This is a genomic window from Borreliella japonica, from assembly GCF_900099615.1.
Classification (GTDB): domain Bacteria; phylum Spirochaetota; class Spirochaetia; order Borreliales; family Borreliaceae; genus Borreliella; species Borreliella japonica.
Window position 1 is genome coordinate 58,433 of record NZ_FMTE01000003.1, and the last position, 14,722, is coordinate 73,154.

Sequence of the window (14,722 nt, forward strand, 5' to 3'; positions counted from 1 at the left end):
TATAGGGAGTATTTATGAAAATATCAGTAATAGGAGCAGGCGCTTGGGGAACGGCTATTGCAAAGTCTTTGGCAGATAAATTTGATTTTAATATTTTTTTGTGGTCTTTTGAAGAAGATGTTAAGAATAGTATTAATAATAATAATGTTAATACCAAATATTTAAAGGGAATTAAATTGCCAAAAAATTTAGTTGCAAGTTCAGATTTGTTTGAAGTTGCAACGATGTCTGATTACATTTTCATTGCAACGCCTTCTCTTTTTACTGTTGATATTTTTAAAAAGTTGGATCAATTTTTCCATTCTTTAAAGATAAAGCCGAAATTAGCAATACTTACAAAAGGGTTTATTGCTTTTAATGGGAAAACTAATACAGTTATTGAAACCGCTGAAAAAATTATTAAAGGATATAAAGATGAAATTACTTATATTGTTGGTCCAAGTCATGCTGAGGAAGTTGGGCTTGGTGTAATAACAGGACTTGTTGCAGCTAGCAATAACAGAGAAAATGCATATTTATTTATTAATTTATTTAGTAAGACTTCAATTTCTTTGTTTTATAGCAATGATGTTTTTGGGGTGCAAATAGCAGCAGCTTTAAAAAATGTGTTTGCAATTGCATTTGGAATTTTAGATGCGTATAAATTAAATTATCCTAATTTGATAGGTAGTAATACAGAATCATTTTTATTTTCAATATCTTTAAATAATATGAAAGATATTGCAATAGAGCTTGGGGGAAGAAATATTGAAACTTTTTTATTTTTGTCTGGTTCTGGCGATTTAGATGTTACTTGTAGAAGCAAGTTTGGAAGAAATAGACGATTTGGTAATGAAATTGTTAGTAAAAACATTTTAGAAAGCTTTTTTAGCATAGATGATTTAATAAGTAATATTGAAAAAATTGGGTATTTACCAGAGGGAGTTTTGGCTACTAAATCAATTTTTTCCCTTTTAAAAGGATTAAATCGAGATATTAATTCCAATAGCTTGTTAAGTGTTATATATAGAATTTTGAATAAAGAATTGGAGTCTAAATCTGTTATTGAACACATGAGAGATATTATACAGTAAAATAAAGCCTCTTTAGAGGCTTTATTGTTTTTGCTCATTCATCATATATAAAATTTTATTATAAACATCTTCTATTATTTCAAAATTCATTACAATTTCTGTAAGCTCATTAGATTTAATAGTTCCTATTATGTTGTCATTTTTTGTTAAATCATCTCTTTTGACTAAAGAATTGCTGTCTACTAAAATTTTTATTCTTGTTATGTCCTTGTGTATGTTTTTAATATTTTTGATTCCCCCAAAGCATTCTACAATATGCTCTGCTACTTTGATTTTATTTGTTTTTTCTGAGTCTGCCATAGTTAATAATTTTATTCCTTGTAGAAAGCTTTGTATGCTAAGTAAGCATTGTATAAGTCAAATTTAGAAGTTATCTCCATTGGAGAATGCATACTTATAACAGCAGGTCCCATGTCTATTGTTCTTATTCCATATCTAGCTAAGAATTTGGCAACAGTTCCCCCTCCTCCTTCTTCTACCTTTCCAAGTGTTGCTACTTGCCAGGCTATATTATTTTTATTTAATAATTGTCTAATATAAGAAACAAGCTCGGCATCAGCATCGCTGGCCATACTTTTTCCACCATGTCCTGTGTATTTCATTATGGGTATACCATAGCCAAGTTTGGGAGCATTTTGTTCGTCATGAACTGAGTTAAATAGTGGGTTTATTGCTGCACAAACATCAGCAGAAATACTTTTTGAATTCCATAAAGCTTTTTGGACTTGAAGATTGTTGTATTCCGATTTTTTAATTTTAAAGATTATGTCAGAAACAAAATATTCAAGATATCTTGAGTCTAGTCCAGTTGAACCTGTTGAGCCAATTTCTTCTTTATCTACAAGAAAGCAAATAGCTGTTTTGTTTGGAATCTCTTCAAGATTAAATATGGATTCTAGCGAGGTGTAAGCGCAGATTTTGTCATCTTGTCCGTAAGCACCAATTAACGCTTTGTCAAATCCAATGTCTTTTGCTGTTCCTGCAGGCACTATTTCAATTTCTGATGATACGAAATCTTCTTCTTCTATTTTGTATTGTTCTTTTATTAATTGCAGAGTTGCTAGTTTAACTTTATCTTTTTCTTTTGTTTCAATTGGCAGGCTTCCAATTAAAATTTTTAGATTTTCTCCTTCAACAATTTCGTCTGATTTTTTATTCCTTTGTATTTTTCTGTCAAGATGAGGCAAAATGTCGGGAATTACGAATACAGGATCGTTTTCATTGTCACCAATATTGATTTCAACTTTTTCTCCATTTTTTAAGAATATCACACCCCTTATTGAAAGGGGTGTGGATAACCATTGGTACTTTTTTATTCCCCCGTAATAGTTGGTTTTAAGAAATGTAAGTTCGTTTTCTTCAGAGATTGGTGAAGGTTTTGCGTCAAGTCTTGGTGAATCTGTATGAGAAACAATTAAATTCATTCCATTTTCAATAGGATTTTTGCCAATAATAGCAAAAGCAACAGATTTTTCTCTACAGGTGTAAAAAATTTTATCGCCGGGCATTAAATTTTGTTTTTCTTCAGCGTTAAGGAACCCCCTTTTTTTTGCTCTATCTAAGGCATAGGATGTAACTTCTCTTTCTGTTTTAAATTTACTTATAAATTTTTTATAACTTTCAGAAAAATTGAAAATTTGATTTTTTTCTTCTTTGCTTAAAGAAATCCATGGATTTTGTTTTTTCATTAATAAGTCCTCCTATTTCATTTTAGCATTTTAATTGTTTTTAAAGTGTGTACAAAATAAATTATTTATTGTAAACTTACCTTTAATTTTAATATTATAAATAAATTATAAGGGAGAATTTTATGTATAAAAATGGTTTTTTGAAAAACTATTTAGTAGGGTTTTTATTTTTTTTAATAATTGCGTGTACCTCAAAAGACAGTTCAAATGAATATGTTGAGGAGCAAGAAGTGGATAACTCTTCTAAACTCAATGATGCTTCTCAAATAGATGAGCATACTATTGGTCATATTTTTCATGCTATGGGAGTAGTTCATTCAAAAAATGATCGAAAAGAATTGGGGAAAAATATAAAGGTTTTATATTTTTCTGAAAAAGATGGATACTTTGAAACAATACCTTCAAAAGAGGGTGCAAAGTTGATAGTTTATCTTTATGACAATATTTACGCAGGAGAGGCCCCAATTAATATCTCTGGAAAAGAAGCTTTTATTTTTGTTGGAATTACCTCGGATTTTAAAAAGATTATAAATAGTAATTTGCATGGTGCGCAAAGTGATCTTATTGGCACTTTTAAAGATCTTGATATTAAAAATTCAAAATTGGAAGTTACAGTTGATGAGAATAATTCAGATGCTAAAACTTTCCTTGAATCTATTAATTATATTATCGACGGTGTTGAAAAAATTTCACCTATGACAATGAATTAATTTATATTCTTGATTTTTTAGGCTTTAATTTAAAATTAAAGCCTATTTTGAAATCGAGATTTCAAGTCCTTTTATTAAAATTTCTGCTGTTTTTATGTTAGTTGCAAGCGGTATATTATGTACATCGCAAAGCCTAATGAGAGCCGACACATCTGGTTCGTGAGGTTGGTTTGTTAGGGGATCTCTAAAGAAGAATATAGCCAAGACATTTCCTTCAGCTATTTCAGCTCCAATTTGCTGATCTCCTCCCATGGGGCCCGATTTATATTTAATAATCGCAAGATCAGTAGCTTGTTGGATTCTGTACCCTGTTGTTCCTGTTGCAATAAGCTTGAATTTGGATAAGAAGAGATGGTTTTGTTTGACAAAATTTACTAAATCATCCTTTTTTTTATCATGTGCAATTAATGCTATTTTTTTTCCCATTAACTTTATTCCTTTTTTCAATGTAAAATAACTTTTGTTGAAATTTAATAAATTAAATCATTGTTGTGTTTTTAGAATTTATATTGGTTCTGGTTTATGCCATAAAAATCCCTGTCCATAGTCTATTTCTAGCTCATTTATTTTTTTTAATATTTCTTCATTATATACAAATTCGGCAATAATTTTTATATTTTTTGTATCTGCTATTTTTTTAATGGATTTTATTATTACAAAATCTATTTCACTAGAGTTTATGGCCTTTATGAAAGATCCATCTATTTTAAGCAAATCTATTGGTAGTGTTTTAATATATGAGAGTGATGTATGTCCGCTTCCAAAATCATCAAGTGCCAGTTTGATTCCAAAACTTTTTAATTCTTGAAAATATTTATTTATTATTTCAAAATTTTCAAGAATTCCAGTTTCTGTTATTTCTAAGCATATATTTTGAAGTGGAATTTGACTTTTCAACAAAGTGTCTTTTAAAAAGATTCGAAAGTTTTGTGATTTTAGTGAATAAGGAGATATGTTAATTGAGAAAACGTGAATCCCATTTTTTGATACAAAGCTTTTATATTCTCTTAAGGCCTTTTTAACCACCAATTTATCAACTTCAACAGTTAAATTATATTTGTCTATTAAGCTAAAAATTTGATCGTTTGGAATTGGTTTGCCCATGTGGTCAAAAAGTCTTGTCAAGATTTCTATTTTAGGTTTTAAGTTCTTTTTAAGAGGATTTATTTTTTGATAATAAAGAGTAAAAAAATCATTTTTTATTGCTTTGAGTATATATTGAAAGATTTTGTTTTGATTTTTTAAAATCACCGCTTCTGGTAGTTCTTCTTTGTATATAATAGGATTAGATTCTTTGTATTCTGATGATATTTTTGTAGCCATCATTAATTTGGGGATTTTGAATTCTAAATTTTCTTTTAAATTTACTTCTATTATTCCGATATTGAATTCGAATATAATAATATCTTCTTTTTGAAATGCCAACATAATTGTTTTTTTGATTTTTTTGGCAATTGAGATTATTTGTTTTTCACCGCCACTTGTGCATATAATTACTATTAAATTATTGTTTTTTAGCTTAAAAATATATTCAGAGTATAATGACATTATTTTTGAATACATTATTTTAAGTATTTTTATATTAAGCTTTTCTCTATCTCCTTTGTATTCATATTCTGTTGTTAGGGATAGGTCTAAATTAAGTAAGTATATTCTTTTTTTTTTGTTAATATCCATATTGTTTACTAGCAATTTTTCAATTTCTTTGACATTTTGAATCTCGTCTTGTGAATCAATAATTTCTAGATATTTATAGTTTTCTGTTTCATTAAGGTTTGGTATTTCTTTGATTGTTATTAATTTATCAATATTGTTTTGATCGATTGTGCTAATAAATACATCTACGTATATTTTTTTATTATTTTTTAAAGTTAAAAGACAGTTTGTTATTAATATATTTTTAAATTCAGAAATAGAATTTGTATGACAGCTTAAATCTATTTTTTTCAACTTTTCCCAATCTCGAATATCTATATCAGTTACTTTTATTGTATTCCCAGAAGTTTTTATTGGAAGATTAAGATTTTTACTACCTTTTTCATTGATATAAATAATTTCATTTTTGGTGTTTGTGATGATTACTATTTCTTTAATAAGTTCTGATAAATTTAAGAAGAAATCCAGAGTTGTGTTTTTATTGTCACAAAATAGTTTTTTTTGATGTATTAAGCTTTGCTTATATTCTAATTCGCTTATATCTTTTATTATTTCTATGTGATTAAGTTTTAAATATTCCTTATCGAATTTTTCATTGCTAATTATAATAGAATGGATTTTGTTTGTGTTTTTTAATTCATTCGCAATGTTTATTGAAAAATCTATTGGTTTTTCATAATTGTAAATAATGGCGAATTTAATATTATTTTGTTTTACATATTCACTGTATAAAGCTTTTTCAGATTTTACGATTTGAATTAAGTTAAAAATAGATTTAAGTTTTATAAGATCTCTAAGATTGATTTCGTTTTTAGAGATTACAACAGAATTTATATTTTGATAATTATTAACCTCTTTCATTTTATTGGTTTGCTCTTATTTTAATTTTTGTATGCCAAGTTTGTATTATTTTTTATTTTTGTATCTGCTATTTTTTTAGTGATTATTATCCAGATTAAACCCAATAACATTAGTGCTAGTGAGAGAATTTGTCCCATTGATATATTTAAAAAAGAAAATTCTAACAGACTTTTAATTGATTTGTAGTTTATTATAAATCCGAGTTCTTTATCTGGTTCTCTTAAATATTCGATAAAGAATCTGAAAAAAGCGTAAAGCATTATATATGTACCAAAAATAAACCCATCATGTTTTTTGATTTTTCTAAATAAAAACCATAGTAACATAAAAGTTACAGGCCCTTCGAAAAATCCTTCAATAAGTTGAGAAGGTATTCTTGGAAGGTTGATTAGCAGGTCATGAGGCAAAATTTCAAGCCCTACGGATGATGCAAATTCTTTTACACCCGGTATATTTGTGTCAAATGGTTCTGCATTAGGAAATATTATTCCCCCTTTTATTACTCTTCCATAAAGTTCTGCATTTGCGAAATTAGCAAGTCTTCCAAGTATATAGCCAGAAGAAAAAGCTATTGACCCATAGTCTGTTAATTTTAAAAAATATTTTTGTACATTTGTATTTTTAAGTTTTGTATTTATTATAATTAGAGGAGCAATTATTGCGCCTAAAAAACCACCATGAATTGCCATACCTCTAAAGCCTGTAAAGTTCCAATGTTGATCGAATGGTAAAAGAATTAACCAAGGATGAGAGTAATAGATCCCTGATTTGTCGTAAATCAAGGTAGATGCTAATCTGCCTCCTAATATTGCTCCAAGTACAAGCGAGAACATAAATGTTTCATAATCTTCTTTTTTGATATCAATATTGTCCGATTGTATTTGATACCAAATAAACTTATAAGAGATTAGTATAATAAAAATGTAAGATAGGCTATACCATGTAATTGGTATGCCTTGAATTACTTCAGGGTGCAACCAACTTGGATAATTTATATAATTTGGCATTAGACCTCCTTAGTCTTTTCAAGCTTTTCAAAAAGCTTTTTTTTAAATAACATATTTTGCTTTCTTAAGGTTTCGATTTCTCTTTTCTGAGATTTTATTATATCAATAATTTCGATACTGTCTATTGTTTTGTTTTTTATCAGTGACTCAAGATATTCAATTTTTTCAATGTATTCTTCTTGAGCTTCTCTTAGTACGAAATCGTAACTTTCATTTAAATCTTCTTCATTTAAAAGCTCAGCATTATTTGTTAAATCTTCAATTTCGATCAATTTTTTTGCAATTTTTTTTATACTTTTGGATGTTAAACTTGTAGGTTTGTATATAGTAATAGGGATTTTACTGTTTAAAGCTTGATCAACTATTTCATCTTTATAGATTGCCCCAATGCTTTGTAAATTTATGCTTAAATAGTTTTTTGCCGATTTTATTATTTTTTCGGTTTTTTCAATGTCATTGGGACTTTTGAGCATATTAAATATCATAAAAGGACTAATTGTTTTAAACAATTTGTTAAATTTAGAGTAATTTTCAGGATCTTCACTTTCGAGCTTTAACAGCAAGTTAGGTATATATATCTTTTGAAGATCGATTGAATTTTGTTTTATTGTTCTGAGAATTTCATTTCCTTTCGTCCCTCTTTTAAACACGCTTGATAACAGTCTAAATATTATATTTTTAAGAAATAAGTATGCATTCATTGTGGCTGTTACTGTTGGCGTTGTTACTATTACCCCTCTTTTTGACATTAAAAAAAAGTCTATGATATTAAAAGTTGTTCCTGCTCCAAGATCAATCACCAAGTAATCATATTTTAAAGCTTTTAAATTTTTTATTATAGTTTTTTTTTGAGAAGTAGCTATATTAGCAAGTTCTGGGATGTCAGAATCTCCTGCAATGAAGTTTAGATTTTTGATTTCGGATTTAATAATAATGTCTGAGAAATTAATATTTGTTTTTAAAAATGTGCCTATACTTTTTTTGGGTGTAATATTTAACATTGAATGTAAATTAGATGCTCCAAGGTCAAGATCAGCAAGCAAGACACTTTTTCCTTCATTTGCCAGGCAAATTGCTATATTTGTCGAGAAAAGAGATTTGCCAACTCCCCCTTTACCACTGGCTACAGGAATAATAATCAAGCTTTACTCCGTTGTTTTTATTTTTGCTTTAATTAGTGCTAAAATTATTGTATTAAATGTTAGATAAACTACTGTAATCCCTAAGAGTATGGCCAGAGAGATTTGATAGGCGTATATTTTAAAAGTAAATCCTAAGATAAATAATAATAATGTTAATATTATTTGAAATAATTTAGTTATTACTATGATGCCATGAAGAATTTTAAATTTTTCGTAGATAAAATAATAGAGTGTTAAATTAGCCATGAAAAATTCAGGTGAGTATAAAATAAATGTCAGCATAAATTTTATAGAGTAATTGTTAATAAAAATCAGTCTATTAATGGCTTGGTATAGTAAGGCTAAGATTAAAAGGCTTTCGAGTATTTGCAATATAATAAGGCTTGCTCGTATAAGGCTTTGTTTTTTTTTAGGATGTGAGTTTAACATAGTTTTAAAATATTATATTATGGAAATAAAATCAAGTTTTAATTTTTGCATTAGGAATGAATAAATGAAAAATAAATTTTTAATATGCGTGTATTTTTTGTTAACTTTGGGTATAAGTTCTTTAGTAATTGTTGAATCTATTTTTGCCTTTGATGAATCTAATAATAGTAAATTATCAAGATCTAGTTATGAGCAAATGATGATTCAAGCTTTTGAATTTGTAAAAGAAAATTATGTTGATCCTGTAAGCGACGAAGTAATTTTTGAAGGTGCTTTAAAAGGAATATTTCAATCCTTAGGTGATCCTTATTCTCAATATTTGACAAAAAGGGATTTAGAAGAAATTTCAAAAACAACAGTAGGAGATTATGTTGGTATTGGAATTTCTATAATAAAAAAAATGCATTCTCAAGATAAGCAGGAGAAGGCAAAAGATCTTGATCCTAATAGCTCTTGTGTTTCTATTGTCACCCCTTTTGAGGGAGGTCCGGCTTATAAGGCTGGAATTAAATCTGGAGATTGTATTACTGCTGTTGATGGTAAGAGTGTTTCTTCTATGGAGGTGGATCAAGTTGTTGATCTTTTAAAGGGCAAAGAGGGCACAAAAGTTAAAGTGTCTATTCTTAGGGGAAAAGATTTAATATTGGATTTTGAACTTACAAGAGAGAAGATAGAAATACAAACAATCAAGTATGATGTTATTAATTCAGATATTGGTTATATAAGAATAGTAAGTTTCAATCCACATACTTCTGTAGATTTTAGCAAAGCTTTAGACAATCTTAAGAGTAGAAATATTAAATCTTTAATTTTGGATTTAAGACTTAATACTGGGGGATATTTCCAGGCAGCTATAAAAATGGCGGATGATATTTTATCTAAAGGAACTATTGTTTCTACAAAATCAAGAAATTCTAGCAAGCCTGTTGATTATAAGGCAAGCTCAAAGCAGGTTTTGCCTTCAAATGTAAGAATCGTTGCTTTAATAGATAGATCATCAGCATCAGCGTCAGAAGTTTTTGTAGGGGCCTTAAAAGATAATAAGAGAGCCTATATTATAGGTGAAAAGTCTTATGGCAAGGGGCTTATTCAACATGTAGTTCCTTTTTATACTGGTGGATTTAAAATTACGAGCTCAAAGTATTATACCCCATCTGGAAAGAGTATTCATAAAGTTGGGATTGAACCCGATTTGGAAATAAAATCTCCAGATTTTTCTGAGGAGGAAACATTAATATATAAAGAAATTTTTGATAAAAAGCTGGTAGAAGACTTTTTGAAAGGCAAAAAATCCATTACCGAACAAGAGATTGATTTTTTTGTTGAGAATCTTGTTAAAGAAAATCCAAAATATAAAATTGATAAAGAATTTCTAGGCAAGTATGTGTTTTTTAATTACTATCAAGATAATAATAAAGAACTACCAATCTATAATATGCATTATGACAAAGTTTTAAAAGCAGCTTATGAGTATTTATCTAAATTAGGTAATTAAATTGTGAAGCAAATTGTTTTAGATTCGAATTGTTTAGTAGGCGATTTTGTTATTGTTAAAGATGTGAAAATATATCATCATCTTGTTAATGTAAGACGACTTAAAAAGGGTGATAAGCTGAACATTCTTTTAAAAAATAAGGAATTAAGGGTGTCAGAAGTATTGAAGATTGGCAGTAATTTTATTAAGTTTGTTACCAATAAAATAGATAAAATTGAAAAAAGTAACTTAGAGATAAGTATTTTTATTTCTAGTTTAAAGGGTAAAAAAATAGATTTGGTATTAAGACAGGTTGTTGAAATTGGAGTTTCAGAAATTAATATTATTAATGCAGATCATTCTGTGTCTAAAATAGATATAAGCAATACATCTGCTAAAGCTTTGAGATTTTCAAAAATAATAGATGAGGCCTTAAAGCAAAGCGGCAATAAAATTGTTCCCAAAATTAATTTTTATAATAATTTTTTTTATTTACCTTATTCTTTTTGTACTACTAGATATTATGTTGCCCATCAAAGTGGAATGATTTTAAGCAAGAATGAAAATTTTGACAATTTAAGCAAAATTGGAATTATAATAGGTCCTGAAGGATGCTTTTCAGACTCAGAAATTGCCTTTTTCAAGGAGAAAGGCTTTAATTTTGTAAGGTTTAACACTCCAATTTTAAGAGCAGATACGGCTATTATTTATTCCCTTGCTTATTTTAAGGCATTATTAGAGGATTTTAATGGCTAATTTAAAAGACATATATTCAAAACCAGACAGATTTTATTTTTTAGGTGTACCCATAGATGTTTTTGATAGTCGCAGTAAGCTTATAAGCAGATTTGTGTATCTTTCAGGGCATCCTTATCATTCGATAGTAATTTTTATCGGGTTTAAAGCTTTCTTAAAGGTTTTGATTTTTAAAAAGTTTAGAAATCACATTAAAAATTCTTCTCTTGTTTTTTTAAATTCTAAGATTGTAAGATTTTTTTGTAAGATTTTTAAAAGAGTTAATATTGACTGTTATGATTCAAATACAGTTCTTCTTATTTTAATGGGAATACTGGAAAATACCCATAAAACATGTTATATTATTGACAAGGATAAAGTGATTTCAAAGAAAAAATTTTTAAGATTGAAAGAATCTCATAAAGAAATTAGTTTTATTGGGTATTATGATTTAAAAGCTGTAAAGAGAAATAAAGAAATGTTTTTTGCAAATATTAATAAACTTACTCCTAGTGTAATAATAAGCTTTTGTAATGATAGATATCTTGAAAATTTATTTTACGATAATAAATTTAGTATTAGAACCAATTTAAGTGTTTTTTTATGAGCTTTTAAATTTTAACTATCTATATTTTATGAGGTGAATATGGCATTTTTGCTAAATCAATCGGTAGTTTATCCAATGCATGGAGTAGGTACTATTAAGGATATTAGAACTAAAGAGTTTAATGGTGAGATTATTGATTATTATGAGATACATTTTCCATTTAGTGATATGATTTTTATGGTTCCTGTTGCTAAGGTTGACGATTTTGGAATTAGAGCTTTGGTTAGCAGAGAAAAGGTAGAAGAAGTTTTTGATGTTATTAAAGAGTTTGAAGGTCAAATAGATTCAAAAAAAATAAAAGATGGCGGTCATGAATTTTATAAAAAAAGTGATATTTTAGATACAGCAAAGTTATATAAATTTTTATATAAAAAATCTACTCAAAAAGAACTTCCTTTCTACGAGAAAAGGATTTTGAATGATTTTGAGTTAATATTGGAGCACGAGATTAGTTTAGCTTTGCAAATTAGCTTTGAAGAAGCTAAGGAGAAGATCAAAAATATTTTGATCGATAGTAAAAAGGCTTAAAGTTTTTTCAATTTTTGAGAAGGTAGGATTTGCTGTGTTTGATTCTTTAAGATTGGTTTTTTTAATAATTTATAGGTTTATTTTAATATTTTGCCTTTTTTCTTTAATATTTATCTGTACATTTTATTTAAAGTATAAGTTTTTATATTTTAATTTTTCTATTTTTAGTTATAGTCTTTATTATAATGCCTATATTTATTCTTTCCCTTTGTCGCTTGTTGTTACTTTTATGAGGATGCCTTATCCTTTTTATGGAATGGTTTTAAACTCATCTAGAGAGACTTTTTATTTTTATTGTATTATCTTTATTCTTGTTTTATTGTTTTCTTATTTAGGATTTTTGGTTAGCCACAGCTTTCATTCTTACTATATTAATAGCAATAGACATAATAATTTTATCCTTAAAGATGAAGTTGTGCATTTTTTAAATGGTAAAATAATATTTTCTAGTAATAAACTTAGATTTTATGGTTTTAATGGAGTTTTAATTGTTTCAGAAGATGATAAAAAGGATAAAAGTTTTTCTTATCATCAGTCAAATCTTTCTGATTTTAGTATGATTAATTTTATTGGGAATAATTTTTCAGAGCAAAAAATTTATAATAACTTTGTTGATTTTCTTTTCAGGGATTTAAAAATTTTGAATAATTTTTTATTCTCACTCAATTATTTAAATTTAATTTTTAATATATTGGGAATTTCTTTATTGTTATTTGCATTTTCTTATGTTTTTAATCTTATTTTTTCAAATAGTTTTGCAATGTTTCTTTATCCCATTTTTATTATACTTTTTTTAAAAATTTATAATGTCTATTCAATTGAGTTTCCTAAGATTTACAATGTAATAATAGGAAAAAGTATGATCTCTGATTTTATTCCTTTTATTTTTTGTGTTTTAACTTTTTTTTCTACCTATTTATTTGGCTTTGTTTCAGAATATATTAAAATCAGCAAAGATTTAGATAATTTAGATAATGATTTATATAAGGATAGTTAATTATTAAAGCTTATGAAAAGAGAAATATATGCATTTTTGAGTAACTTTGTTATTTTTCTATGTGTTTTTTTAGGTTTATTATTTAGTTATTCTTATTTTTTTGGAGAAAATTTTTTAGAAAAGCATAGATTAATAGCAGCTTTTTTTGATTCTATTTTACTTTTTTATAAGTATTTTTATGGATTTTTTATTTTTATTGTTTGCATTTACTTTGCTTTTTTTGTGCAGCAAGAAATAAAGATTTATTTAAAATCGTATAATGGGTATTTATTTTCTAGGCTTTATGCATTTTTGCTGTTATTTTTTATTATGGGACTTTTTTTTACTTTTATATTTAATTTAATATTGCCTTATATAATTTCCCAGAGAAATGAGTATAAGTTTAGTTACGATAGATATAATCTTCTTGAAAGTGAAGCAAATCAAATATCTCTTAAAATTAAAAATATAGATATAAATTTGTCTTCAAATAGATTTTTTTTATCTTCTGATTTGTCAGATTCAATGAAGCAAAAGAGAAAACATCTTGAAAATTTGATTAGAATATATGATAAAATGCGAATTATTTATGTAAATAATGAAGAGCTTTTAACAAATTATTATTTAGTGAAATCTGAGTATAGTAAAATTCCAAACTATGACGTTGATTTGGAAAAGGTTAAAAAAACTTTTTCACGATATCCTTTGCAAAGCCTTAAAAAGCAAGATTTTTTTAATATTATCAATGAATTTATTGTTCAAAATGATTATTATACGGCCAATTATTTTGCTTATATTGCCCATGTTTCAACAAAAGATGATAAGTTTGTTGAGCTTTTAAATTTGACTTTAAAGTTTATTAATGAAAACAGGAATTTTGAAAAAGAAAAAATGCGGTTGATTTCTGAAGAAAAGCAAAAAAATTTTTTGTATCTTAATACTGAAAAATTTAAATTAGCTTATTATGGTTTTTCTAATCTTCATAAATTATTGCCCAGTGATAATGAAATTTTGAATTATAAAAATAAATCGCTTGAAAAGCTTAGGAAAAGATATCTTTTCTTTGATGAAATTGAAAAATATTTTGAATATTATGGAATAAATGATGTGTTTTTATTGCAACCAGATTCTAAGAGAGGTTTTTACGATTATATTTATATACAAAAAATTGTCACTCTTAATAATTATTCTAAAATAATAAAAAATTTTGAACTTATTAGATTTAATAAGACAGGAAATGTTATATTGCATATTAAAATTCCATTTGCTACTTTGAGAGGTAATTTTGTGTACCAAAATGTTTTAGACAAAGATAATGAGCATAGCGAAATTACTCTTACCAAAGTCTTTGCGTCTATGGACAGTTTTGATACAAGCGTTTTAGAAGTTGTTAAGATTAATGAAAATGTAGAAAATTTAGCTTTATTCTCAAATAATACTGAGGTTGGATTTTTTTTAAAAATCCAAAGTTTGTCAAGCGCTTTTTATAAGGTTGCTATATTAAATTTGAAATTAATTAATATTTTTTCCTTAAGTTTGATTTTGCTGATTTCTCCCATTTTGTTAGTTTTAATGGGAGCGTTTTTTATCTCTTTGTTTTCTAAAATAGAATTTAATTTCAATTCCAAGGTTATGATTTTTCTAGTATCATTAATGATAGCTATTTTCTCAGGGATTGCTTGTCTTTTTGCAAATTATTTTTTAATCGTTTTTACTTCTCTTCTTATATACGTTTTTAATAGCGTGTACATATCTTTAGCTATTCTTTCTGCGTTATTGTTTTTTCTTATTTTTAAAATAGTTATTTTAAATTACAAGGAAAAATGCATTTAATTT

General features: G+C 26.6%; 15 protein-coding genes. 8 read left to right on the top strand and 7 right to left on the bottom strand.

Features of this window, described 5'->3' with window-relative positions; all coding sequences use genetic code 11:
• The first annotated feature begins 14 nt into the window (after positions 1-14).
• Entirely contained in the window at positions 15-1,073 is a 1,059-nt protein-coding gene (locus BLO14_RS02460; RefSeq protein ID WP_091972402.1) for an NAD(P)H-dependent glycerol-3-phosphate dehydrogenase, read from the top strand.
• 21 nt (positions 1,074-1,094) lie between these two features.
• Here BLO14_RS02460 and BLO14_RS02465 read toward each other — a convergent pair whose 3' ends face one another.
• Together BLO14_RS02465 and BLO14_RS02470 are read right to left on the bottom strand one after the other, a co-directional pair.
• Positions 1,095-1,373 carry a PTS transporter subunit EIIB gene (locus BLO14_RS02465; RefSeq protein ID WP_091972404.1) on the bottom strand — a complete coding sequence of 93 codons (279 nt, stop codon included), beginning with the start codon at positions 1,371-1,373 and terminating at the stop codon, positions 1,095-1,097.
• Positions 1,374-1,384: 11 nt separating this feature from the next.
• Positions 1,385-2,761 (bottom strand): aminopeptidase, encoded by a 1,377-nt coding sequence (locus BLO14_RS02470; RefSeq protein WP_091972406.1) that lies wholly within the window; start codon positions 2,759-2,761, stop codon positions 1,385-1,387.
• Between the two features lie 122 nt (positions 2,762-2,883).
• Between BLO14_RS02470 and p22 the strand changes: the two genes are divergently transcribed.
• Positions 2,884-3,471 (top strand): lipoprotein P22, encoded by a 588-nt coding sequence (p22, locus tag BLO14_RS02475; protein WP_091972408.1) that lies wholly within the window; start codon positions 2,884-2,886, stop codon positions 3,469-3,471.
• A gap of 42 nt (positions 3,472-3,513) precedes the next feature.
• Here p22 and mgsA read toward each other — a convergent pair whose 3' ends face one another.
• From mgsA to BLO14_RS06215, 5 genes are all read right to left on the bottom strand, one after another.
• Entirely contained in the window at positions 3,514-3,897 is a 384-nt protein-coding gene (mgsA, locus tag BLO14_RS02480) for a methylglyoxal synthase (protein WP_091972410.1), read from the bottom strand.
• A 78-nt stretch (positions 3,898-3,975) separates the two neighbouring features.
• Positions 3,976-5,988, bottom strand: coding sequence for an EAL domain-containing protein (locus tag BLO14_RS02485; RefSeq protein WP_091972412.1), 2,013 nt, complete (start codon positions 5,986-5,988; stop codon positions 3,976-3,978).
• Positions 5,989-6,008: 20 nt separating this feature from the next.
• Positions 6,009-6,995 carry a prolipoprotein diacylglyceryl transferase gene (gene lgt, locus BLO14_RS02490; RefSeq protein ID WP_091972414.1) on the bottom strand — a complete coding sequence of 329 codons (987 nt, stop codon included), beginning with the start codon at positions 6,993-6,995 and terminating at the stop codon, positions 6,009-6,011.
• Positions 6,995-8,137, bottom strand: a complete 1,143-nt coding sequence (locus BLO14_RS02495) for a MinD/ParA family protein (protein WP_091972416.1) — start codon at positions 8,135-8,137, stop codon at positions 6,995-6,997. The genes lgt and BLO14_RS02495 overlap by 1 nt, the downstream gene beginning before the upstream one ends.
• Before the next feature lie 3 nt (positions 8,138-8,140).
• The gene (locus BLO14_RS06215) at positions 8,141-8,566 is read right to left on the bottom strand and encodes a hypothetical protein (protein ID WP_091972417.1); all 426 of its coding nucleotides are present in this window, start codon (positions 8,564-8,566) and stop codon (positions 8,141-8,143) included.
• Positions 8,567-8,630: 64 nt separating this feature from the next.
• Between BLO14_RS06215 and BLO14_RS02505 the strand changes: the two genes are divergently transcribed.
• From BLO14_RS02505 to BLO14_RS02530, 6 genes are read left to right on the top strand one after another with little or no spacing between them, the layout of a single operon-like run.
• On the top strand, positions 8,631-10,061 hold the full coding sequence (locus tag BLO14_RS02505; protein WP_091972419.1) for a S41 family peptidase: 1,431 nt from the start codon (positions 8,631-8,633) through the stop codon (positions 10,059-10,061).
• Positions 10,062-10,064: 3 nt separating this feature from the next.
• On the top strand, positions 10,065-10,796 hold the full coding sequence (locus BLO14_RS02510) for a 16S rRNA (uracil(1498)-N(3))-methyltransferase (protein WP_091972421.1): 732 nt from the start codon (positions 10,065-10,067) through the stop codon (positions 10,794-10,796).
• Complete coding sequence (locus BLO14_RS02515; RefSeq protein ID WP_091972423.1) at positions 10,789-11,382, top strand: hypothetical protein; 594 nt, start codon at positions 10,789-10,791, stop codon at positions 11,380-11,382. The genes BLO14_RS02510 and BLO14_RS02515 overlap by 8 nt, the downstream gene beginning before the upstream one ends.
• A 39-nt stretch (positions 11,383-11,421) precedes the next feature.
• Positions 11,422-11,910: a CarD family transcriptional regulator gene (locus BLO14_RS02520; RefSeq protein ID WP_091972425.1), complete on the top strand. Its 489-nt coding sequence runs from the start codon at positions 11,422-11,424 to the stop codon at positions 11,908-11,910.
• Positions 11,911-11,944: 34 nt separating this feature from the next.
• The gene (locus BLO14_RS02525; RefSeq protein WP_200780484.1) at positions 11,945-12,907 is read left to right on the top strand and encodes a hypothetical protein; all 963 of its coding nucleotides are present in this window, start codon (positions 11,945-11,947) and stop codon (positions 12,905-12,907) included.
• A gap of 12 nt (positions 12,908-12,919) precedes the next feature.
• The gene (locus BLO14_RS02530; RefSeq protein WP_091972428.1) at positions 12,920-14,719 is read left to right on the top strand and encodes a hypothetical protein; all 1,800 of its coding nucleotides are present in this window, start codon (positions 12,920-12,922) and stop codon (positions 14,717-14,719) included.
• The last annotated feature ends 3 nt before the right edge of the window (positions 14,720-14,722 follow it).